The organism is Anaerobacillus sp. 1_MG-2023 (assembly GCF_030547345.1).
In the GTDB taxonomy this organism is placed as follows: domain Bacteria; phylum Bacillota; class Bacilli; order Bacillales; family Guptibacillaceae; genus Guptibacillus; species Guptibacillus hwajinpoensis_B.
Genome location: NZ_JAUORD010000023.1, coordinates 1 through 21,883 on the forward strand (window position 1 = coordinate 1; position 21,883 = coordinate 21,883).

21 protein-coding genes, 2 tRNA genes and 1 other annotated feature are annotated in these 21,883 nt (G+C 38.6%); of the genes, 19 read left to right on the plus strand and 4 right to left on the minus strand.

Going from position 1 to position 21,883, the window contains the following annotated elements; all coding sequences use genetic code 11:
• Window positions 1-151 precede the first annotated feature (151 nt).
• Complete coding sequence (locus Q4550_RS22570; protein WP_303536303.1) at window positions 152-1,117, minus strand: YaaC family protein; 966 nt, start codon at window positions 1,115-1,117, stop codon at window positions 152-154.
• Between the two features lie 116 nt (window positions 1,118-1,233).
• On the opposite strand from Q4550_RS22570, the gene guaB reads away from it, so the two are divergent.
• The 6 genes from guaB (at window position 1,234) to Q4550_RS22600 (ending at window position 7,874) form a co-directional block, all read left to right on the plus strand.
• On the plus strand, window positions 1,234-2,691 hold the full coding sequence (guaB, locus tag Q4550_RS22575) for an IMP dehydrogenase (protein WP_194222560.1): 1,458 nt from the start codon (window positions 1,234-1,236) through the stop codon (window positions 2,689-2,691).
• Between the two features lie 175 nt (window positions 2,692-2,866).
• Entirely contained in the window at window positions 2,867-4,183 is a 1,317-nt protein-coding gene (locus Q4550_RS22580) for a D-alanyl-D-alanine carboxypeptidase family protein (RefSeq protein WP_306558558.1), read from the plus strand.
• 187 nt (window positions 4,184-4,370) lie between these two features.
• The gene (gene pdxS, locus Q4550_RS22585; RefSeq protein ID WP_098445637.1) at window positions 4,371-5,258 is read left to right on the plus strand and encodes a pyridoxal 5'-phosphate synthase lyase subunit PdxS; all 888 of its coding nucleotides are present in this window, start codon (window positions 4,371-4,373) and stop codon (window positions 5,256-5,258) included.
• 72 nt (window positions 5,259-5,330) lie between these two features.
• Window positions 5,331-5,924 carry a pyridoxal 5'-phosphate synthase glutaminase subunit PdxT gene (gene pdxT / locus Q4550_RS22590; protein ID WP_283153224.1) on the plus strand — a complete coding sequence of 198 codons (594 nt, stop codon included), beginning with the start codon at window positions 5,331-5,333 and terminating at the stop codon, window positions 5,922-5,924.
• 66 nt (window positions 5,925-5,990) lie between these two features.
• Window positions 5,991-6,195 (plus strand) — a binding site (T-box leader).
• A gap of 97 nt (window positions 6,196-6,292) precedes the next feature.
• On the plus strand, window positions 6,293-7,567 hold the full coding sequence (serS, locus tag Q4550_RS22595) for a serine--tRNA ligase (RefSeq protein ID WP_303536313.1): 1,275 nt from the start codon (window positions 6,293-6,295) through the stop codon (window positions 7,565-7,567).
• Between the two features lie 214 nt (window positions 7,568-7,781).
• A tRNA-Ser gene (locus Q4550_RS22600) sits at window positions 7,782-7,874 on the plus strand.
• A 135-nt stretch (window positions 7,875-8,009) separates the two neighbouring features.
• Here Q4550_RS22600 and Q4550_RS22605 read toward each other — a convergent pair.
• The gene (locus Q4550_RS22605) at window positions 8,010-8,678 is read right to left on the minus strand and encodes a deoxynucleoside kinase (protein ID WP_194222563.1); all 669 of its coding nucleotides are present in this window, start codon (window positions 8,676-8,678) and stop codon (window positions 8,010-8,012) included.
• Window positions 8,675-9,316 (minus strand): deoxynucleoside kinase, encoded by a 642-nt coding sequence (locus tag Q4550_RS22610; RefSeq protein WP_303536316.1) that lies wholly within the window; start codon window positions 9,314-9,316, stop codon window positions 8,675-8,677. The genes Q4550_RS22605 and Q4550_RS22610 overlap by 4 nt, the downstream gene beginning before the upstream one ends.
• A gap of 182 nt (window positions 9,317-9,498) precedes the next feature.
• Here Q4550_RS22610 and Q4550_RS22615 point away from each other — a divergent pair, with 182 nt between their 5' ends.
• From Q4550_RS22615 to Q4550_RS22675, 13 genes are all read left to right on the plus strand, one after another.
• Window positions 9,499-10,695, plus strand: a complete 1,197-nt coding sequence (locus Q4550_RS22615) for a cation:proton antiporter (RefSeq protein WP_303536319.1) — start codon at window positions 9,499-9,501, stop codon at window positions 10,693-10,695.
• A 269-nt stretch (window positions 10,696-10,964) separates the two neighbouring features.
• On the plus strand, window positions 10,965-12,071 hold the full coding sequence (gene hppD, locus Q4550_RS22620) for a 4-hydroxyphenylpyruvate dioxygenase (RefSeq protein WP_303536366.1): 1,107 nt from the start codon (window positions 10,965-10,967) through the stop codon (window positions 12,069-12,071).
• A gap of 42 nt (window positions 12,072-12,113) precedes the next feature.
• Window positions 12,114-12,743 carry a flavin reductase family protein gene (locus tag Q4550_RS22625; protein WP_303536322.1) on the plus strand — a complete coding sequence of 210 codons (630 nt, stop codon included), beginning with the start codon at window positions 12,114-12,116 and terminating at the stop codon, window positions 12,741-12,743.
• Window positions 12,744-12,748: 5 nt separating this feature from the next.
• Window positions 12,749-13,678: a fumarylacetoacetate hydrolase family protein gene (locus Q4550_RS22630; RefSeq protein WP_303536325.1), complete on the plus strand. Its 930-nt coding sequence runs from the start codon at window positions 12,749-12,751 to the stop codon at window positions 13,676-13,678.
• Entirely contained in the window at window positions 13,641-14,798 is a 1,158-nt protein-coding gene (locus tag Q4550_RS22635) for a homogentisate 1,2-dioxygenase (RefSeq protein ID WP_303536328.1), read from the plus strand. Before Q4550_RS22630 ends, Q4550_RS22635 begins: the two co-directional genes overlap by 38 nt.
• 106 nt (window positions 14,799-14,904) lie before the next feature.
• Window positions 14,905-14,980: transfer RNA gene (locus tag Q4550_RS22640), tRNA-Arg, on the plus strand.
• Between the two features lie 169 nt (window positions 14,981-15,149).
• Window positions 15,150-16,169: a tyrosine-type recombinase/integrase gene (locus Q4550_RS22645; protein ID WP_303536330.1), complete on the plus strand. Its 1,020-nt coding sequence runs from the start codon at window positions 15,150-15,152 to the stop codon at window positions 16,167-16,169.
• Window positions 16,170-16,925: 756 nt separating this feature from the next.
• Window positions 16,926-18,191: a DEAD/DEAH box helicase family protein gene (locus tag Q4550_RS22650; protein WP_303536332.1), complete on the plus strand. Its 1,266-nt coding sequence runs from the start codon at window positions 16,926-16,928 to the stop codon at window positions 18,189-18,191.
• A gap of 300 nt (window positions 18,192-18,491) precedes the next feature.
• Complete coding sequence (locus Q4550_RS22655; protein ID WP_303536334.1) at window positions 18,492-18,755, plus strand: ribbon-helix-helix domain-containing protein; 264 nt, start codon at window positions 18,492-18,494, stop codon at window positions 18,753-18,755.
• A 180-nt stretch (window positions 18,756-18,935) separates the two neighbouring features.
• Entirely contained in the window at window positions 18,936-19,166 is a 231-nt protein-coding gene (locus Q4550_RS22660) for a hypothetical protein (RefSeq protein WP_303536336.1), read from the plus strand.
• A 50-nt stretch (window positions 19,167-19,216) separates the two neighbouring features.
• Window positions 19,217-19,432 carry a hypothetical protein gene (locus Q4550_RS22665; RefSeq protein ID WP_303536338.1) on the plus strand — a complete coding sequence of 72 codons (216 nt, stop codon included), beginning with the start codon at window positions 19,217-19,219 and terminating at the stop codon, window positions 19,430-19,432.
• Window positions 19,433-19,755: 323 nt separating this feature from the next.
• Entirely contained in the window at window positions 19,756-20,208 is a 453-nt protein-coding gene (locus tag Q4550_RS22670; RefSeq protein ID WP_303536340.1) for a hypothetical protein, read from the plus strand.
• Between the two features lie 94 nt (window positions 20,209-20,302).
• A complete protein-coding gene (locus Q4550_RS22675; RefSeq protein WP_303536343.1) occupies window positions 20,303-21,064 on the plus strand; it encodes a hypothetical protein in 762 nt (253 codons plus the stop codon).
• 168 nt (window positions 21,065-21,232) lie between these two features.
• Here the strand turns inward: Q4550_RS22675 and Q4550_RS22680 are convergent, their stop codons facing one another.
• Complete coding sequence (locus tag Q4550_RS22680; RefSeq protein WP_303536346.1) at window positions 21,233-21,799, minus strand: site-specific integrase; 567 nt, start codon at window positions 21,797-21,799, stop codon at window positions 21,233-21,235.
• Window positions 21,800-21,883: the final 84 nt, after the last annotated feature.

Sequence of the window (21,883 nt, forward strand, 5' to 3'; positions counted from 1 at the left end):
TCCCCCTGCAAGAGTAGGACGTCGCTGGGCAACATAAGAGAAGCGAGAGACCTGAGGGTTTCTCGCTTTTTTGTATGTTTTTTTCGGTGTGTATTACCTAGCTTAATACCTAGTTCCACCTCGTTCGTCGAATAAATACGAACTACTTCCTTCAATTTGTACCTCTCTTATTTAAAAACTCATATAGCAAATACGGTATTTTTTCAGAAGTTACTTCAAGAAATTGTAGAATAAATGGTAGATCTAATGACTCCTGAGTATGAAAAAGATCTCCCCACCATTCTGTCTCGTATCGGCAAATCATACTGAGGTTATATAAAATTAGATAGTGAGCCATTACCTCAGCAATAGGATTGTACTGACTACGTTCTGCCGGGAGGTAAAGAGTATTCCTATCATATAGGAAGGGGCGCTCCTTTAAGCCTGCGACGGGGTCCTCCTTGAACTGCAAAGTAATGAAATCACGATTATGAGTAAGAACTTTTATTGAAGTATCCCCATGCTGCTGAAGGTAGGATTCAAAACGTTCTGCAGTCATATTTAATGTATCAAGAATACTTGCCTGAATAGTGAAAGAAGTGGAGGTAAGAGAAATCATTTTATAGCTCGTTACTTTACGAGTCAGCTTCTCAAATAATGGGCAAACTTCGGGTATAAGGGTAAGAAGATCTTCCATTTTATATTTTTCCCCTTCTACCTGTTTCACATGAAACATTTTCCTTGAAAAGTATTCAAAGAGTCCATTTTTTTGACCTTTTACTTCATCTTGCAAGAAAGCATAATGGCGTTTTTTTCTTTTTCGAGACGTAACGCCGTGTGCAAGAACATGTGTGTCACCCGGATAATTTGGATCAATTGTAATAAGACAAGCTTTTAACAGTTGAATCATCCCATAAAAAAGAAGGATAGGTTTTAGCTCTGTATCAGCAGTTGAAGCATGCCGATAATAGCGTTCGCCATATTCGATAAAATACATAAATCGATAACAGGAATCGTAGCTTTTACGTTCGGCATCCGGAAGTTCGATGTTAGAATAACATTCCTTTAAATATTGCTGAACATATGAGGCTGAGTGATAGGCAAAGTTGTTTGAATGATAATGTCCAGAATATCCCATAGGAGCCCTCCATGTTTGATTATTCAAACTTATTCTATCTTTCTTGACAGTAGTTTAACCAATTGATAAGCTACTAATAAAATTTCGGACAATTCGATTAGAGGAGGATGAAAGGGATGTGGGAAACAAAATTCGCTAAAGAAGGGTTAACCTTCGATGATGTCTTATTAACACCAGCTTTTTCCGATGTACTACCAAGAGAAGTATCGGTGAAAACTCAATTAACAAAAGACCTTGAATTAAATGTACCGATTATTAGTGCTGGTATGGATACAGTAACCGAAGCACCTATGGCTATTTCCATGGCAAGACAGGGTGGATTAGGTATTATTCATAAAAGCATGTCGATGGAGGAACAAGCTGAACACGTAGATCGTGTTAAACGATCTGAAAGTGGTGTTATTACTGATCCTTTCTTTCTCACACCAGAACATCAAGTATTCGATGCTGAACATCTGATGGGCAAGTATCGTATATCCGGTGTTCCTATTGTTAATGAGGAACGCAAGCTCGTTGGTATCCTTACTAATCGTGACCTTCGTTTTATTGAAGACTACTCTATACAAATTAAAGACGTTATGACAAAAGAAAATCTTGTAACAGCTCCTGTAGGTACAACATTAAAAGAGGCTGAGCGAGTTCTTCAAAAGCATCGCATTGAAAAGCTTCCATTGGTTGATGATGATGGAACACTTAAAGGTCTTATAACAATTAAAGATATTGAGAAAGTTATTCAGTTTCCTCAGTCTGCTAAAGACAGCAGAGGACGTCTTCTAGTTGGCGCTGCTGTAGGGAATACAACAGATGCTCTGAAGCGAGTTGAAAAACTAGTGGAGGCTGGTGTTGACGTTATTGTATTAGATTCTGCTCACGGCCATACAGAAGGCATTATGACAAAGGTGAGTGAAATCAAAAGCGCCTACCCTGATCTTCCAATTATCGCAGGTAATGTCGCAACTGCTGAGGGGACTAAAGCCTTAATTGAAGCCGGAGCCGATGTAGTGAAGGTAGGAATTGGACCTGGTTCAATTTGTACGACTCGCGTTATTGCTGGTGTTGGTGTACCTCAAATCACAGCGGTGTATGAATGTGCAACAGAAGCACGCAAACATGGTATTAGTATTATTGCTGATGGTGGCATTAAGTTCTCTGGAGATATCGTAAAGGCGCTCGCTGCAGGTGGACACGCAGTGATGCTTGGTAGTATTCTTGCGGGTGTTGATGAAAGTCCAGGCGAACGTGAAATCTATCAGGGTCGTCAGTTTAAGGTATACCGTGGAATGGGCTCGATTGGAGCAATGGAAAAGGGAAGTAAAGATCGTTATTTCCAGGAAAATATGTCTAAACTCGTTCCTGAAGGAATTGAAGGACGTGTTCCTTACAAAGGACCACTAACTGATACAATTCATCAGTTAATCGGGGGCTTACGTTCTGGAATGGGTTACTGTGGGACAAGAACACTTAACTCACTTCGTGAAGATAGCCAGTTCGTTCGAATTACGGGTGCAGGCCTTCGCGAGAGTCATCCACACGATGTTCAGGTTACGAAAGAAGCACCAAATTATTCTGTTTAAATAGTGCTTTAGACTGAAGTTATAACAGGTGTGTGACAAAAATAGATTAATACGTTCGAAAAGTAGATAGGGGGACTTTCCTCTATCTATTTTTTTAATTTTAGGTGTGATAGAATAGCGGTTATGTGAGACTTATTTGGAGGTGTAGGGGTTGAGAAACCTTGGTTTGAAAGCCATGATCGTAACCATGGCGATGGTATTATTACTAGCAGGAACATTTGGTGGAGGCAATACTGCAGAAGCTGCAGAGGCGCCCGACATCAAAGCAGAAGCATCAATTTTAATTGATGCAAATTCAGGAAAGATTTTATATCAGAAAAATCCTGAATTAACGCTCTCACCTGCAAGTATGACAAAGATGATGTCGGAATATTTAGTACTTGAAGCAATTAATAAAAACGAAGTAAGTTGGGATGAAAAAGTTACAGTAAGTGATACGATCCAAAAGCTATCACAGAACCGTTCTCTTTCAAACGTACCACTTCGAGTGGGCGAACAGTATACAGTTAAGGAATTATATGAAGCAATGGCCATTTATTCTGCAAATGCTGCCACAATGGCGCTGGCTGAGCACGTTGCTGGAACAGAAGCGAAGTTTGTCGAAATGATGAATGCAAAAGCAAAAGAAATGGGTATGAAAGAATATAAGTTTGTTAATAGTTCAGGGCTGAATAACAAAGATCTACTTGGTAATCATCCTGCTGGAGACCCTGATGAAGAGAACATGATGTCTGCTCGTTCAACTGGACTTCTTGCTTATAACCTTCTTAAAGATTTTCCTGAAGTAATAGAAACCACTAGTACTCCAGAAAAGAAATTCCGAGAAGGTACAGATGATGAAATTACAATGAAGAACTGGAACTGGCTTCTTCCTTCACTTGTATATGCTAATAAATACAAAGTAGAAGGCATAGATGGTCTCAAGACTGGTTCTACAGACCTTGCTGGATTTGCTTTTACAGGAACAGCTAAACAAGGTGATATGCGATTAATTTCTGTTGTGATGAAAACTGATTCGTATGAAGCTCGTTTTGAAGAAACAGCTAAGCTTCTGAACTATGGATTTGATCAATTCCAGGCCCAAACAATCGTTACTGAAGGTGATAAAGCTGATGGTAATTCCACGGTTAAAGTTGTTAAAGGTAAGGAGAAAGAAGTTGGGGTCGCTGCAGGAGAATCTTTCAATGCAGTAACAGTGAAGAATACGAAAGAACCATTTAAACTAAGCTATGAATACGATCAATCTCTTCTAACAGAAGATGGAGAACTAACTGCACCAATCAAAGAAGGTGATCAAGTTGGAAAAGTCGTCTTAAAATCAACCGGTGAAGACTTCGGTTACATAACAGGTGACAAGGGCTCTTCAGTACCTCTTGTAGCAACTGAATCTGTTGAAAAAGCAGGTTGGTTTACACTTACTATGCGAGCGATTGGTGGCTTCTTTTCTGGTGTATGGACTAGCGTAGCAGATGCAGTGAAAGGTCTGTTTTAATTAATAATATCAAGTATACTTGGAAAAAATACTCTTCGATGCGTTCATCGAGGAGTATTTTTCTAAATCTTTTATGAAATCACTGCACATGTGATAGGACAAGTCATGAAAAAATGTTACAATAAAAGCGTTTGATAGATGTCGTGTAACAAAGACGTTTCTAAGTATAGATATGGGAGGAATATAGATGAATCAACAAACAGGTACAGATCGTGTAAAACGTGGTATGGCTGAAATGCAAAAGGGCGGCGTGATTATGGACGTTGTCAATGCAGAGCAAGCTAAGATTGCAGAAGAAGCTGGTGCAGTAGCAGTAATGGCACTAGAACGAGTGCCATCTGATATTCGTGCAGCAGGCGGCGTAGCGCGTATGGCTGATCCTACAATCGTAGAGGACGTTGTGAATGCCGTATCGATTCCAGTAATGGCAAAATGCCGTATTGGTCATATTGTAGAAGCACGCGTTCTTGAATCAATGGGCGTTGACTACATTGATGAAAGTGAAGTTCTTACTCCAGTTGACGAAGAATTCCACCTTGATAAGCGCAAGTACACTGTTCCGTTTGTATGTGGAGCGCGTAACCTTGGTGAAGCACTGCGCCGCGTAGGTGAAGGTGCTGCAATGCTTCGTACGAAAGGTGAACCTGGAACAGGAAACGTTGTTGAAGCTGTACGTCATCAGCGTCTTATTCAATCCCAAATTCGTAAAATTTCAAGCATGTCTGAAGACGAATTGATGACTGAAGCGAAAAACCTTCAGGCGCCATTTGAGCTTCTTCTTCAAATTAAAGAGCTTGGACGTCTTCCGGTTGTTAACTTTGCTGCTGGTGGCATCGCAACTCCTGCAGATGCAGCACTAATGATGGAGCTTGGTTCTGACGGCGTCTTCGTTGGATCTGGAATTTTCAAATCGGATAATCCTGAGAAATTTGCTAAAGCTATTGTGGAAGCAACAACTCACTATCAGGATTATGAATTGATCGCGAATATTTCTAAGAACCTTGGTATCGCAATGCCAGGTATTGAAATTTCTTCACTTAAGCCATCAGACCGTATGCAAGAGCGCGGCTGGTAAAACATTGATCCCCCACCTGTGCAACATAAGGTGGGGTTCTTACTTAGATAAAGAGAAGGAGTCGAGAGAAGTATGGTGAGAGTTGGGGTCCTTGGACTGCAAGGTGCAATCCGAGAACATGTGAAAGCACTTGAAACAAAAGAAGCAGAAATCATTGTTGTGAAACGAGTAGAGCAACTCAAGGATTTAGATGGACTCGTACTACCTGGTGGAGAGAGTACGACAATGCGTCGATTAATTGATCAATATGGATTTTTAGAGCCACTTAAAGCTTTTGCAGCTGAGAAGCCTATTTTCGGTACATGTGCTGGGCTAATTCTGCTTTCAAAGCATATTGAAGGAGTAGACGGATCGCATATTGGCGTTATGGATGTAAAAGCAAAAAGAAATGCATTCGGACGTCAGCGCGAAAGCTTTGAAGCGCCATTACCTGTTAAAGGATTAGAAGATGACTTTATCGGTGTCTTCATTCGAGCTCCTTATATCGAAGAAGTTGGAGAAGATGTTGAAGTGCTTGCTACGTTTAATGAAAAAATCGTAGCTGCACGTCATGGACGTTTTCTTGCGTGTGCCTTCCATCCAGAACTAACAGATGATGATCGCATGCATCAGATGTTTATTGATATGGTTTTGGAGTTTAAGAAAGAAGGACTTGCAACAGAGTAATTTTTCGTGTAAATTATTACGTACCAAGAAGAAGAGAATTCTTTTTCTGCATAAGACGAATGATAAACGAAAACGTTGACGGGAATTAGTAATAGATGTTCAATGCCAAGAGAGTCGATGTGTGGTGCGAATCGATCATTGAACCCTGTGAATCCATCCCTGAGTAGAATGCTGAACGAAGTAGGCTTTCTCGGAGCAGACCGTTATTCTGTTAAGAGGCAGACAATCGTCTGCAATCAGGGTGGCAACGCGGGTAGCTCTCGTCCCTTTATAGGGGACGGGGGCTTTTTTGTATTTAAATACACGTCTCTACACCACTATCCCTTCCGTTAACTCGTTTATTGTTCATTTAAAAAGGAGGAAAAAGCATGATCGATTTAAAGTATTTGCGTAAGAATTTTGAAGAAGTAAAAGTAAAGCTATCTAAGCGTGGGGAAGATCTAGTAGGTCTTGATCGTTTTGAAGAGCTTGACCAGCGAAGAAGAGACCTTATCGCTGAAACAGAACAGTTAAAAGGACAGCGGAATGAAGCTTCTAAAAACGTGGCAGCATTTAAACGTGAGAAGAAAGATGCTGATCACCTTATTAAAGAAATGCGTGAAGTTGGCGATAAGATTAAAACAATGGATGAAGAGCTTCGCAATGTTGAGACCGAACTTGAGCAAATTCTTCTTCAAATTCCAAACATTCCGCATGACAGTGTACCTGTTGGTGAGACGGAAGACGATAATATCGAAATCCGTACGTGGGGAGAGAAAAATGATTTTGCTTTTGAAGCGAAGCCACACTGGGATATCGCAACTGATCTAAATATTATTAACTTTGAACGTGCTGCAAAAGTAACGGGTAGTCGCTTCGCATTCTATAAAGGTGTTGGAGCTCGTCTTGAACGTTCATTGATTAACTTTATGATGGACTTACATGAATCAGAGCATGGCTATGAAGAGATTCTGCCTCCTTACCTTGTGAACCGTGAGAGCATGACTGGAACTGGTCAGTTACCTAAATTTGAAGAAGATGCGTTCAAAATTAGGGAAGAAGACTATTTCTTAATTCCGACAGCGGAAGTTCCTGTTACAAATTTCCACCGTGATGAAATTATGGACGGAGAAGATCTTCCACTGGCTTACACCGCATATAGTGCTTGCTTCCGTTCTGAAGCTGGTTCTGCTGGTCGTGATACACGTGGACTGATTCGTCAGCATCAGTTTAACAAAGTAGAGCTTGTTCGCTTCGTTAAGCCTGAAGATTCTTATGACGAGCTTGAAAAGCTTACTGGCCACGCTGAGAAAGTGCTACAGCTGTTGAACTTGCCTTACCGCGTGATGAGCATGTGTACAGGTGATCTTGGATTTACAGCAGCAAAGAAATACGATATTGAAGTTTGGATTCCAAGCTATGGCACATATCGTGAAATTTCTTCTTGCAGTAACTTTGAAGACTTCCAGGCACGACGCGCAGGTATTCGCTTCCGTCGAGAAAAGAACGGTAAGCCAGAATTCCTTCATACGTTAAACGGATCTGGTCTTGCGATTGGAAGAACAGTTGCAGCAATCTTAGAGAACTATCAACAAGAAGATGGCACTGTAATTGTTCCTGAAGTTCTGCGTCCATACATGGGTGGTCGTGAAATCATTAAATAGAAAAATGATAAAGAGCAGAGGCGTCTCTGCTCTTTATTTTTAGGATATAATCGTGTATAGTAAGGGGTGTTGATTTTCGGCGCGGTTTAACTGAAATGATCAACATAAGTAAGTAATTCAAATTCTTTTAAAAAAGTTTTGAGATATCGTTGACATTATTATAGGACGATGATATTATATTACTTGTCGCAGTTAGTTAATAACTTTTTCACACGGAGGAATACCCAAGTCTGGCTGAAGGGATCGGTCTTGAAAACCGACAGGGGCTTAGTCGCCCGCGGGGGTTCGAATCCCTCTTCCTCCTCCATTTACTAATTAATAACCAACGCGCATATAATTTGGAGATTATATTTCGACCGCTGTCATCGCCGACAGCGGTTTTTTCTATGTACTCATATTTTACCATAAGAAAAAAGCTATCCGTTGGATAGCTTTTTTTAGATTATCTACTTAAAGAAGGGATTTGTTGAAATTTCTGTTCAATACGCTTTAAGATAAGTTCAACAGAGGATGGGTCGTTAACTAGATCATACTCATTGATATTTAAGCGGAGAATTGGACAGGCATTAAAACTGTCAATCCAATTTGTATAACGCTCATACATTTCTTCCCAATAAGCAGTTGGCGTTTGCTGCTCCATCGGACGGCCACGCTCTTTAATGCGGTCAACGACATCATCAAATGATCCTTCAAGATAGATCATTAAATCAGGATGGGGGAAGAAAGGCGTCATCACCATAGACTGAAACAGATTCGTGTAAGTATCATAGTCAACAGCTGACATTGTTCCTTTTTCATAATGCATTTTTGCAAAGATGCCTGTATCTTCATAAATGGAACGATCCTGAACAAATCCTCCACCATATTCAAACATTCTCTTCTGTTCTTTAAAGCGCTCAGCAAGGAAATAAATTTGTAAGTGAAAGCTCCAACGTGAGAAGTCATTATAGAATTTCTCTAAATATGGATTGTTATCTACTTTTTCAAGAGAAGTCCTAAATTGTAAGGCGTTAGCAAGTGAGCTCGTAATGGTAGACTTCCCGACGCCTACCGTACCAGCGATTGTAATGACGGCATCCTGTGGGATGTTGTATTTTTCTCTGAGATTCATTTAACAGGGTCTCCTTCTTTCAATGTTTTTTCGAGGGATTGGAAGATGGTGTGTAAATCATCTTGATTGGACACAAAATCCATCTTATCACCATTGAAACGGAGCACAGGAATATCAGGATGATGTGCTTCAAATTCTTGCATAAACCGTTCATAGTCAGATGAAAGACGCTCAAGATAAGCGGGATCGATGCTTTTTTCAATCTGTCTTCCACGTTGTGAAATACGGTTAAGCAGCGTTTCAAGGCTAGCATTTAAATAGATAATGACGTTCGGTTCGGGCATTCCTTCGGTTAGAATGTCATAAATCTTCATATATTTAGAAAAGTGCTTGTCACTAAGTGTCTGTTGGGCAAATATCTTATTCTTAAAGATGTGGTAATCGGAAATAACGGGAAGCTGTTTTGATAAATGATGCTTCTCCATTTCCTCTAACTGTTTGTATCGATGGCTGAGAAAAAACATCTCGGTTTGGAAGCTCCACTCTTCAATGTTGTCGTAAAACTTACCGAGAAAGGGATTCTCTTCTACGATTTCTTGAAAAAGTTCAAATTGATAATGAGCAGCAATCGCTCGAGATAGGGAGGTCTTTCCAACTCCGATGGGGCCTTCGACGGCAATAAATGGGGTCTGGTTCATACGTATCCTCCTCCGTCGTTTCCTATAGCAGACCTTGCTTATCTTTGAATAGACAAAGATTATTGTAGCATACACCACGAACTGTTGACAGGGTTAAAGCAAGCAAGTTAGAGGTAAATAAAGCCTGCCTGTTTGAAGCCTAAATGGAGTAGGGAATGACACTAATACAAAGGAGTGAAATCATGGATTCTAATCAGATCTTAATTTTACTGTTCATCGGTTATTTAGTTTATACGATTGATAAAAAGCAAAAAAACTTCCCTGCACCACTGGTCTTATTAGGTTTAGGAATAGGACTTTCTTTTCTTCCGTTCTTCAGCTCCGTACATATAACGAAAGACATTATCTTTGAATGGTTTCTACCTGCTCTTCTTTTTATTTCTGCGTATCAGTTCCCATTTGCTCATCTAAAAAAGCACGCGGGTATTATTGCCGCATTAAGCACGCTGGGATTACTATTGAGTGCTCTCCTCCTCGGTAGTTTATTATTTATTATGAGCGGGCCGTTCCTTTCATTATCATTTGTTGGGGCTTTATTAATTGCTTCTATTCTTACACCTACTGATCCCGTCTCAGTGGTCTCAATTTTAAAGCAGGCTTCAAAAGATCCCAAAATAGCAGATGTGGTCGAAGGTGAATCGATGGTGAACGATGGAACGAGTATCGTTCTTTTTACAGTGTTCGCTGGCATGTATCTTGGTGATGAGAGCTTTTCTATTAGCTCGTTTATTTATGACTTTGCTCTTGTGTCAATTGGAGGAATTGCGATCGGAGCGATATTTAGTTGGATTGTCTGTCGAGCCATTTCTTTTACACATCAGCGACAATACCAGGTGATGCTAAGTATCGTGCTCGCTTATGGAAGTTTTTATGTAGCAGAAAATCTTGGTGTGTCAGGAGTCCTCTCCGTCGTTGCAGCTGGAATCGTGCTTTCATATGAACTTGATGGCTTTATTAAAGAATCACACTATAGAGAATACCTTAACAGCTTCTGGGAAGTTGTTGAGCCAAGTATTCTCGCATTGATTTTTTTATTAATAGGGATTGAATCAACAAACTATCTTGATTTTAACTACTGGGTATTTGCAGGATTGATCTTTCTCGCATCTGTCGTTGTTCGTTTCCTTGTGCTTGCAGGTATTATTAAATCATTTACAGCCTGGCGTAATGAATTTAATTGGAAAGACATTTCGCTTGTTACCTGGTCCGGCATACGGGGAACGATGTCGGTTGCACTTCTTCTAAGTTTGGAATCTGAGTATGGTTCAGGAGATAGTACACTTATCTCTCTCACGTTTGGGGCTGTGTTGCTATCTCTTGTTTTTCAAAGCGTGACGATCTATCCGATGTCTAGTTATTTTGAGAAAAAAGCGAAATGAGCTGTGGTGTAAGCGAATTTTATTGTATACGCTGTTTAATGAAGCGAATACGAGCCCTTCATAGCTTAGTTGAGTTCTTCCAGTGAAGAGAATTCTGCGATATTTTAGTTTTTCCGCGATATAGAGAAGGCGCCGTTTCTAAACGCTCGTCTTCGCTTTTCATTTACTGCGTTATGGCTTTAGCATATGTTCTTGAAATGTTTGGAAAAAAACTATACGTTTAAGCTGAGTGACAAACTATATTTGGAGGGATGATTGTGCAGGAGCAAATGATGAATCAAAATCAACAGGAAACGGCTGATTTTTTCCCGGTACGTGATGTGGATTATTTGGAGATTTATGTTGGAAATGCGAAACAGGCTAGTCACTATTTTTGTAAGGCGTTTGGATTTACGCCGGTAGCTTATTCAGGGCTTGAAACAGGGGATCGTGAAAAAGTATCTTATGTGCTGCAGCAAAATAACATTCGTCTTGTTTTATCAGGTGCACTGTCGAATGATCACCCAATTGCGGAGTTTGTCAAATTGCACGGAGATGGCGTTAAGGATATCGCTCTTACTGTAGAGAATATTGAGAGCGCTTACAAAGAAGCTGCTGAGCGAGGAGCGATTGAACTAAGTCCACCGAAAGAATATAAAGATGAGCATGGCGTAGTGAAGATGGCGGTTATTGGTACTTATGGTGATACCATTCATACATTAGTTGAACGAAAAAACTACTCCGGGCTTTTTCTTCCTGGGTTTAAGAAGTTTGAAGGGAAAATCCCTTCAAAGGAAACGGGGTTACTTGGTATCGACCACTGCGTTGGGAACGTGGAATCAATGGAAGAGTGGGTTTCTTACTATGAGAATGTGATGGGCTTTAAGCAAATGATTCATTTCGATGATGAAGACATTAGCACAGAGTACTCTGCGTTAATGTCGAAAGTGATGCACAATGGGGGACGCATTAAATTCCCAATCAATGAGCCTGCAAATGGGAAACGTAAATCACAAATTCAAGAATACCTCGATTATTACAATGGTCCTGGTGTGCAGCATATTGCTGTCCTGACGAATGATATTGTTGATACAGTTGCAAAACTTCGTGAGGGTGGAGTTGAGTTTCTTGAAACACCAGATGATTATTATGATGCGCTTACTGAGCGAGTAGGTGAGATTGATGAAGAGATAAGCAAACTACGCGAGTTAAAAATTTTAGTGGACCGTGATGACGAAGGGTACTTACTTCAAATTTTCACAAAACCTGTTGTCGATCGACCAACGTTATTTATTGAAGTTATTCAGCGTAAGGGTGCGAAAGGATTTGGAGAAGGAAACTTTAAAGCGTTGTTCCAAGCGATTGAACGAGAGCAGGAACGAAGAGGCAACTTATAGAAGATTATCTTCAATCTGCTTTAAGAAGGAGTTGCCTTTTTCATGAAAGTTCAACCGAATACGTTAGCGTGGAAAGATGCCTATAAATTATTGATTGGATCTATTCTCCCCCGGCCGATTGCTTTTGTATCGAGTATAGATAAGAGCGGTGAGACGAACCTTGCTCCTTTTAGCTTTTTTACAGGGATATGTGCGGATCCTATGATGGTTTGCTTTTCTCCGATGCGAAAGGCTGGTGCAGGAGATAAGAAAGATACGCTATTAAACATTGAAGAATCAAAGGAGTTTGTGATCAATATCGTTGGTGAGAAAATTGCTGAACAAATGAATGAGTGTGCTACGCCTTTTCCGAAAGGGACGGATGAATTTCTGGAGGCTGGACTTACAAAAGTAGAAAGTGAGCTAATTCGTCCTCCTAGAGTGAAGGAGAGTGACGTTCAGCTCGAATGTGTTCTTGATCAAATCGTTGAGTTTGGTGATCATGAAGGGTCAGGTAGTCTCGTTATTGGAAAAGTTGTGATGGTTCACGTGCGTGATGAGTTATATAAAGATGGCAAGATAGATACGGAGATGCTCCAACCAGTTGGGCGTTTAGCGGGTCAGGAGTATACGAGATCGATAACAGATACATTTATATTGAGACGAAAAACATCTCCTGATGGAAAGAGCTGAGGCCGTTGAAGTTCGTTACTTTCGAAGTAGAGGGTAAAAGACAAGCTGGTATTTATAAGGACTCGCGTATTATCGGATTACATGAAGCTTCTAATGGTGTTATTCCAGAAGATCTTATGAGGATTATTGTCGACTACCCGCGTTATCAACCGCTTATTGAAGCATGTATAAATGGTGATTATGAACTCGAAAACGTTACTCTATATGCGCCTCTTCCGCGTCCACTGAGCATCCGAGATTTTTATGCCTTTGAAGAACACGTGGTCACTGCACGAGGGAAAAGAGGGCTTGGTGTTGTGCCAGAATGGTATGAGCTTCCGGTCTTCTATTTTTCAAATCATCTTGCGGTGAAAGGACCAGGGGAAGTAATTCTACGACCTAAAGCATGTGAAAAGCTAGACTATGAATTAGAAATTGCATGCGTCATTGGAAAAGAAGGGCGCAACATAAAAGCAAATCAGGCGAAGGACTACATTTTCGGTTTTATGATTATGAATGACTGGAGTGCGCGTGATCTTCAAGCACAAGAAATGAAAGTTGGCCTAGGTCCAGCGAAAGGAAAGGATTTTGCTACTTCCTTCGGTCCCTTTCTAGTAACGACTGATGAGCTTCCTATGGAACATGGGAAGCTTGATTTACAAATGGAGGCATTCGTAAATGGCGAGCGTTATTCCTTGGGAAATGCGAAAGATATGTACTATTCCTTTGGTGAGATCATTGAACAGGCCTCCCGCAATGTTACCTTATATCCTGGAGAAGTACTCGGTTCAGGCACGGTGGGAAGCGGGTGTATTCTTGAACAGACAGATCGTATCTTTCTACAGTCCGGCGATAAAGTTGATTTAGCTATTACGAACCTTGGCACGCTTTCAAATGTCGTGGGGGAGGAGGAAGAGTATGGTTTACTATCGAAAAATGGGAGAGGTTCCTTCTAAACGACATACAACGTTTAAAAAAGAAGATGGTTCCTTATACAGGGAACAAGTGATGGGAACGAAAGGATTTTCGGGTATTCAATCGATCATGTATCATCACTATTTTCCAACAGCGGTGACAGATGCGACCTTTCTAAAGAATATAGAACCAGAGTATGAGACAGAAAGCGCCCTTCGCCATCGTCATTTCCGAACAGCACAGTGCGACAAAAAAGGTGATGCGGTTGTCGATCGATGTTATTTCCTAGGGAATGATGATGTGATTCTCGGGATCGTGAATCCTACGAAGACAATGAATTACTTTTATCGCAATGGGGATGGAGATGAGCTTTTCTTTATCCATCACGGTTCAGGGAAAATCGAGACGATGTTTGGGGAAGTCTCTTATGAAGCTGGCGACTATATTGTCATGCCAATTGGAACCATTTACCGCGTTATTCCAGAAGGGGAGGATAATCGCTGGTTGGTTTTAGAAGCAAACAGTGCGATTACGACTCCGAGGAGATATCGAAACGAATATGGGCAGCTGATGGAACACAGTCCATTCTGTGAACGAGATTTCAACGGGCCAGATCGTCTTCTATCTTATGATAAAAAAGGATCGTTTGAAGTAGTAACGAAAACACGTGGGGGGTTGCACCGCCATATGTTCGATCATCATCCGCTTGATGTTGTCGGCTGGGATGGCTACCTTTATCCATGGAAGTTTAATATCAACGATTTTGAGCCGATTACAGGGCGAGTGCATCAGCCGCCGCCAGTACATCAAACTTTTGAAGGTCATAACTTTGTCGTCTGCTCCTTTGTGCCAAGGCTCTATGACTATCATCCAGACGCCATTCCAGCACCTTATTTTCATAGTAACGTTGATAGTGATGAAGTACTTTACTACGTTGAGGGGAATTTCATGAGTCGGAAGGGCATTGAGGAAGCGTCGATTACCCTTCATCCTTCAGGTATCCCACACGGCCCGCATCCAGGAAAAATTGAGGCAAGCATCGGCAAAAAAGAAACGCTTGAGCTTGCTGTGATGATCGATACATTCCGACCACTTAAGGTCATTGAACACGTTCAGCAATATGAAGATGAGAATTATATGAAAAGCTGGGTCACAGAATAACGAATTGGGGAAATGAACGGCAGTCGCGTGATCACTTGATCACGCGATGATTATGTTGCACGATGCTTTTGCTTTTATGTATTTTCATGTATAATGTTATTCATTCGGCCCCGTAGCTCAGGGGATAGAGCAACGGTTTCCTAAACCGCAGGTCGGAGGTTCGAATCCTCTCGGGGCCACCATAGGTTACTTAAATACCGTTATATCAACGTTTATGCTACTTCAGTCTAACAGTTAGCTTAAATGGAGGGATACGGTCTAAAATAAAGTATAGTTACATAACCGAAGACGTCTACTTTCGTTTACTTGTCAGTATCAAATGACTTGTATTCGAAGGGAGACGTCTTTTTTGTGTCTGAACGTAAAGGTAAAAAGATAGTTCGACGTAGGCAAACTGCCTCGTTAGATAAACCTTTGCCTATTCAAGAGTATTCTATTGAACATGCGTTTGAACAATTTATAACCTTTAAAAAAACGTTAGGCGTACGTGATAGAACAATGAGGGATTATCACAATATCATGAAATACTTTTGTGATTGGTTACATGTGACTTATCCAGAGATTAGCGATATAGCCCATATAACCACTGATATTCTTCGTAGGTACATTATCTATTTGAAAGAAGAGAAAGTGAATGAGAAGACGAATGTGGTGGGTTTATCACCGTTTACAGTTAATGTTCGTATTCGTTTTCTCAAGACATTCTTCAACACATTATTTAAAGAAGAACTCATTAACTCAAATCCAGTTACAAACATTCAGCTAATGCGAGTTGACGAGGATTCATTCGAACCACTTACCGACAACGAGATAGAACGCATACTAAGGGTTCCAGATGAACGTGAGTATGCCCAATATCGTGATTTCGTAATGATGTATCTAATGCTTGATACTGGCATGAGGATTTCAGAGGTTTGTGATTTAGAAGTTAAGGAAGTGGATTTCAAAACGAGGTCTATTATCTTGCCTGCTATAAAGAATAAGAATCGTAAACCTCGAATACTTCCATTGTCTAATCAAGTAGTTAAGCTGCTTATGGAGTTAGTAACAGAGAATACAGCTAACTTTGATACTTCGTTTGTATTTGTTTCTAATATTGGAACTAAATACAATGCTAATTCATTTAGGAAAAGGTTACGGATGTACAGGGACAAAGCAGGGATAGAGAAGCGAGTTTCTCCACATGTGTTCCGTCACATGTTTTGTAGGAATTTCATTTTAAGTGGAGGTGATATATTCACGCTTCAGAGAATTGTAGGGCATTCAGATATCTCTACTACGAGGAAGTATATTCAGATGGATGATGAAACGATTAGAAGCCAACATGCACTATACAGTCCTGTTTTACGAATAAGGGACAAGTATAAGTAAAAGAAGACATAAGAAAAGCCACGCGGTGCAACGCGTGACTTAAAACTGATCATTAAACTAAATACGGAATAGCCGTTTAGCTACCTTCATCATACCGAAAAAATATCGGATTTTGCAAGGCTTATTAAGTAGTGCCTTTTATAAGTAGTCTAAAGCGTTGTTCCCTTGCTGGAATGCCTAATAATAGCAAGTCAATATAACCTTGATAGGTATTGATAGATGCCGACGCAATAAATTCTATCGTAACCATACTATAAGTTTTCCTTGTTTACTTGTGGTTACTAGGGGAGAACGCCCATTAACGGTTCGGTTTGGTAGCTAGGCGTATTACTGTACGGGTAGCAACGAATAGACTAAAAGCACATAGGACTAGCTTTATGTGTAGAAAGTTCGTTGTTGAAGACATTCAAACGTTCAAACAAGGTGATACATGGGAACCTCAGCAAACTCAGTTCAATTCAGTATTAAGGAGCGGCTACTTGTTACACTTGATTTTTTTTGAGTGTTAAACAAGGTAGTCATTCTTTTGACCAATGTTTCCTAGACAAATCTAGTTAATTCAGTGAAATCGAAAAGCATAAGTCAAGTAAACATGAAAATAATGAATGATAAATTTAGTGTCCTTCTTTCATGTCAGATTGCAAGTACTTAAATGAAAGCACATGAATTGAGATTAACATGATTACCTACTGTCCTAATTCATGTGTAGAATGCAAGTACGTTTTTGTAAGACATATGAAGGAAGGAAGATAATTGATGTTATGCCAAAAACCTACAACAACGAAGATAACAATCATTGATTCAATCATGGGAAGTGGGAAGACAAGCTGGGCTATCCAATATATGAATAGTTCACCACGTTACAAAAAGTTTATTTATATAACTCCATTCCTAAATGAGGTCGAACGAGTACTAAATTCATCAGTGCGTAAGTTTGCACAGCCTGAAAGTAAAAAGAGAGGTACTAAACTAGATAGCTTAAAAGATCTAATATATAAGGGAGAGGATATTGTCTCAACTCACGCACTGTTCCAGCGTATGGATAATGAACTTATTGAACTAATTGAAATGCAGGGGTACACACTGATATTAGACGAGGTGATGAATGTTATTGATCAGGTTAAAATATCAAAAGATGATTTACAATTGCTTCTTACAGCACGAACCAAAACAGGTGATCCAGTGATAACGATTGATGATAAAGGCTTTGTACACTGGAACGATAAGGAGTATGTAGACGGTAATTTTGAACATATTCGTAACCTTGCTAATGCTGATAATTTAATGATCTACGATAATATTGCAATGTACTGGCTATTTCCGGTGTCAGCTTTTAAAGGATTTGAGGAAGTATTCGTACTAACATATATATTTAATGGTCAGATTCAACGTTACTATTATGACCTGTTTAATTTAGATTACAATTTTCAAGCTGTCACTAATAATAACGGTAATTATGAATTAGTTGCTTATGTCTCTTTACAAAAAGAGAATAGAGTTCATTTAATGGAATTGATGAAGATATATTATTCTCAGCCTACTGACAGAACAGATATAAACAAAATTGGCGAAAAGACTACTGCTTTTAGTAAATCACAATTGAATAAGCTAACAGGAAATATAACGCAGCAGAAACTTTTGAAGGACAATGGGTTTAACTTCTATTACAACAAAATGAAAGTTCCAAGCAATGAAGTTATGTGGACAACCTTTTTATCCTTTGAAAAGAAGCTTTGTCCCAAAAATTTAAAGAAACAGTTTGTGGAAGTTACAGCAAGGGCGACTAATGATTATGCTGATAAATCAACCTGTATCTATTTTGCGAATCGCTACATGAATCCAATTACAAAGAAATTCTTTACTAGTAAGGGGGTTAAAGTAGATGAGGATTTATTTGCACTGTCTGAGTTACTACAATGGGTATTTAGAAGTAGAGTAAGAAAAGGTAAGCCAATTAACATATATATCCCTAGCAAAAGAATGCGAACGTTACTTGAAAAATATCTGAATAACGAATTGTAATGAGAAAAAGCAAATTTAATGGAGTATCATCTATTCCCAAAAAGGTATAAACAAACGCTGGAACCATTGATATATAAGGGTTTTTCAGCCATTCCCTTATAAGAAAGAATATAAAAAGTATAAATGATAGCTTATGATAAAAACACCCAATAACATTACATGTGATAGCTAAAGCTACCACACTCCATGTTATTAGGGATATTAACCAAGAATTATTCGATTACTAATAATAAAGCGAAGGTCGTAAGACCAAGCACGAGGCATGGCCGAGGTGGGTCAATTTAAAAGGAGGAATTAAATGTGAATAGAGATCAGAATGTTTCAGTTACTTTGAATGAAGAGGAATACAAAATTTTAAATGAACTTATGGGTCAATTAAATAGCCGTTCATATAAGAAACCAAGTCAAGCTGAAACGATTAGACACTCTGTTAAGTTCATGAGAGATTACATTGATCTACCAGAATTAGTTGATGATTTTAAAAGGGAGTTAGAAGTAGAAAAAATGAAAAATGAGTTATTTAAACAATCATTCGTGGAGTTTCAAAGCAAGGTAAAGCTGTAATAGTTAAATAGAATGATGTATGACGTAATAATAATGAAATTTCAAGTCAGGTTAATTTCCTGGCTTTTTTCATGAGGATAATTAAATTTTTTCAATTCAATGTCCTAAAAAGAAATTAAATTGCAAGTACATGTGTGTAAGGGCTTATTCAAGCCCTAAAAAAACTTGGAGGTACTAACAATGAAAACAAACATTAAGAATGGCATTATCAATTTAGGAGAATTTGCAACAGATACAGAAACTATTCGATTAGGGGACTGTGATATTTTAGGACTACAAATAGAGACAGAAAGTAATGGAGGTTGGTTTTCTGTACTTGGTGAAACAGATGAAAAGGGAATTGTTAAGCGTTTAATTATAGACCTAGAACCAATTGATGAGAATTCATATGAAGAAGATAATGATAATTGAATTCAATAAGTAAATTAAAAGACTAAAAAAGATGGGAGGGAAGATTTTTTATGAATGGTTTGGGATTTAACAACGTAAAATTAACAGATAAGGACGTTTATGAAATTCTGTTTCTAAATAAGGTGAAGGGGTTACAGCCTTATGAAATAGAAAGAAGGTTCCCTGTATCTAGAACAACCATTAAAAATATTGTAAATGGAAAAAGTAGAAAAGATTGTTACTTCGCTTTCAAAGAATACAAGGAAAAAACCTTAAACAAGTTATAGAATTATTTGATTAGGAATATTACTGGTAGGTTTAATATTCCCTACTAGCTTTTTGATATCAAAATAACCCTTGTACGGTACCTGTGGTGCGAATACAGGTCAGAAAGTCATTTCCATTAAAGAGTGCGAAACTTTAACATCAGGAAATGGCTTTTTTCTTTTTACGTTCGTTTGCAATTACCTAGTATTATAACGCTACAAAACTAGTAAGACCGTCATTTTAAACGTTTACTCTACATAGTAAATTGCCTTACACTAAGCAGGATATTTCTTCCTTTTGTCGAATGTATTACCTAATTGACGAAAGGGGATTGATTAAAGATATGAGTGATTTGAGAGTTGAGTTACAAAATAGTTTAAATGACATTATAACTAGCAAAGAAATAACCGACTACACGAGTGCAGTAAATAAATTCCGTGAGGTGTTTGAATATCTTACAGATATACCAAAGAAAGACGCATCAGTAGTTCGAGTAGAGGATAAGGTCAATAAATTTTACTTTTATGCTTACAAATTTGCGTTATGTTTGATAGACAAAGGCGATTGCGTTGACGTAATAGCAAGAAATGAATTGGCACCAACTGTAAAAATATCACAAGATCTTCTCGGAGAAATCAAGTTTGAAAATGATGGATTTTCTTATTTTAATTATGCTAATAGCCAAGTTCCACACCTATTAAAAGAAGAAATAATGAAAGAATTATTTGAAACAGCTTATAAACCACTACTAGAAAATTACAGAAAAACTCAAATCCCAAGACTATCTAGAGAGTAAGGAAAAAGACACCTTATATGGGTGTCTTTCTTAATGTTCACAGAGGGTATTTCTCCCTTTTGTTGAACGGTAATAAATGAAAAGGGGAAAGAACATGCGGAAGTATCTATTTATCTTTGTACTATTACTAACATTCTTGATAGCCAGTCCAGCTAATGCACAAACAAACAGCAATAAAGAGGCTATTAAAGAACTGAACAATAGGATCACTGAAATTGAAGAAGAAATAGAGGAGTTGAGTAATGTAGACGACTTGAAAAGTGAAATGAATGATTCTTTATTAAATCGAGAGAAAAGCCTTTCAGATGATATGTACAGCTTTTTAATAGCCTTTGTTGCTATTGTTTCCTTATTTGCCACAGCAGGAGGAATCATTTTAGGTTATTTAGTTAATAGACTTGGAAAGCATCAAAAGAAGATTGATTTAGTTTTAGATTCTAAAGACTTTGATGAAAAAGTTACAGCAATAGAACAAAGATTAGCTGCTTTTCGTATGAGAGAAAGATTAAATGAAATAGCTTTTGCCAAAAGGGAATTTAAATCTATCTGTAAGAGAATTGACGGAATAGTGGAGGATATAAACTATTTAAAAAAGGATAACCTTATGGATAAACATACTTTAAATGAAATCCTCTCGAAGTATGAATGGAGTTATTTATTAGAAACTTATCAAGAGGAAATTAAAAATTTTAAGGAAACCAAAGACATAGAGATTTCATCAGAAGATGATAACGAACTAGACTACACAAATGTAGAGGAGGAATTAGTCTCAATAATTAAGGAAATGGAGATGTCTTTAGATAACTTTGAGAAAGTTAACAAAGAGATTGGTGATACATTGATGGCTGATAATTAACCTTTAATAATCATTGTGCAATCTTGTGCAATTCACCGCTTTCTTGCCTCTTCCGCACGCCGACTCTGGAAACTATTTCATGCACAATCCTTGCTATATCAACGTTCTCAGCTTTATGCTTTAACATCAATCAAAGAATATAAAAAGAGGACTGCACAATACAGTCCTCTACAGGGAAAACCTTCTCATGTTATCTTCAATCTGTTCCTCAGTAATTCCAATGTAAGCTAAAGTGATCTTAGGGTGAGAATGGTTTAAAATTATCTGTAATTCAGCAACGTCTTTAAACTGTTTATAGTGCCAGTAGCCGAATGTTTTACGCATTGTATGAGTTCCAATACCATCAGGAATATCAGTCATTTCAGACGCTTTATTAAGCTGTCTGTAGGCTTGTATTCTACTAATGGCCTTATCCCCTTTACGAGAAGGAAACAGCCATTCTGTACCGTCTAATGTCTCTATATAGCTGATTAATTCCTCATATACACTCTCTAAATAAATGGTACGCCCTTTCTTAGTTTTGCCCTCTTTAACAGTAATCTTCTTTTTCCCTTTAACGTCACTGATCTTTAGCTTTAGCAAATCACCTACACGTAAGCCTGTATTGATTCCTAGCAAGAACATTATGTAATCACGTTCACCACAGAACCTTCTTAGTGACCATTTCATATCCTCAATTTTCTCTAGTGATCTAATCGGTTGAACATCTTTAATCTCATCTTTTTTATTTGCCATTTTAGATACCCCTTTTAATTACAGTCAAATCAACATTTTGAATGTAACATTTTGTTAGGATACCCTGATTATAGCACCTTCCCT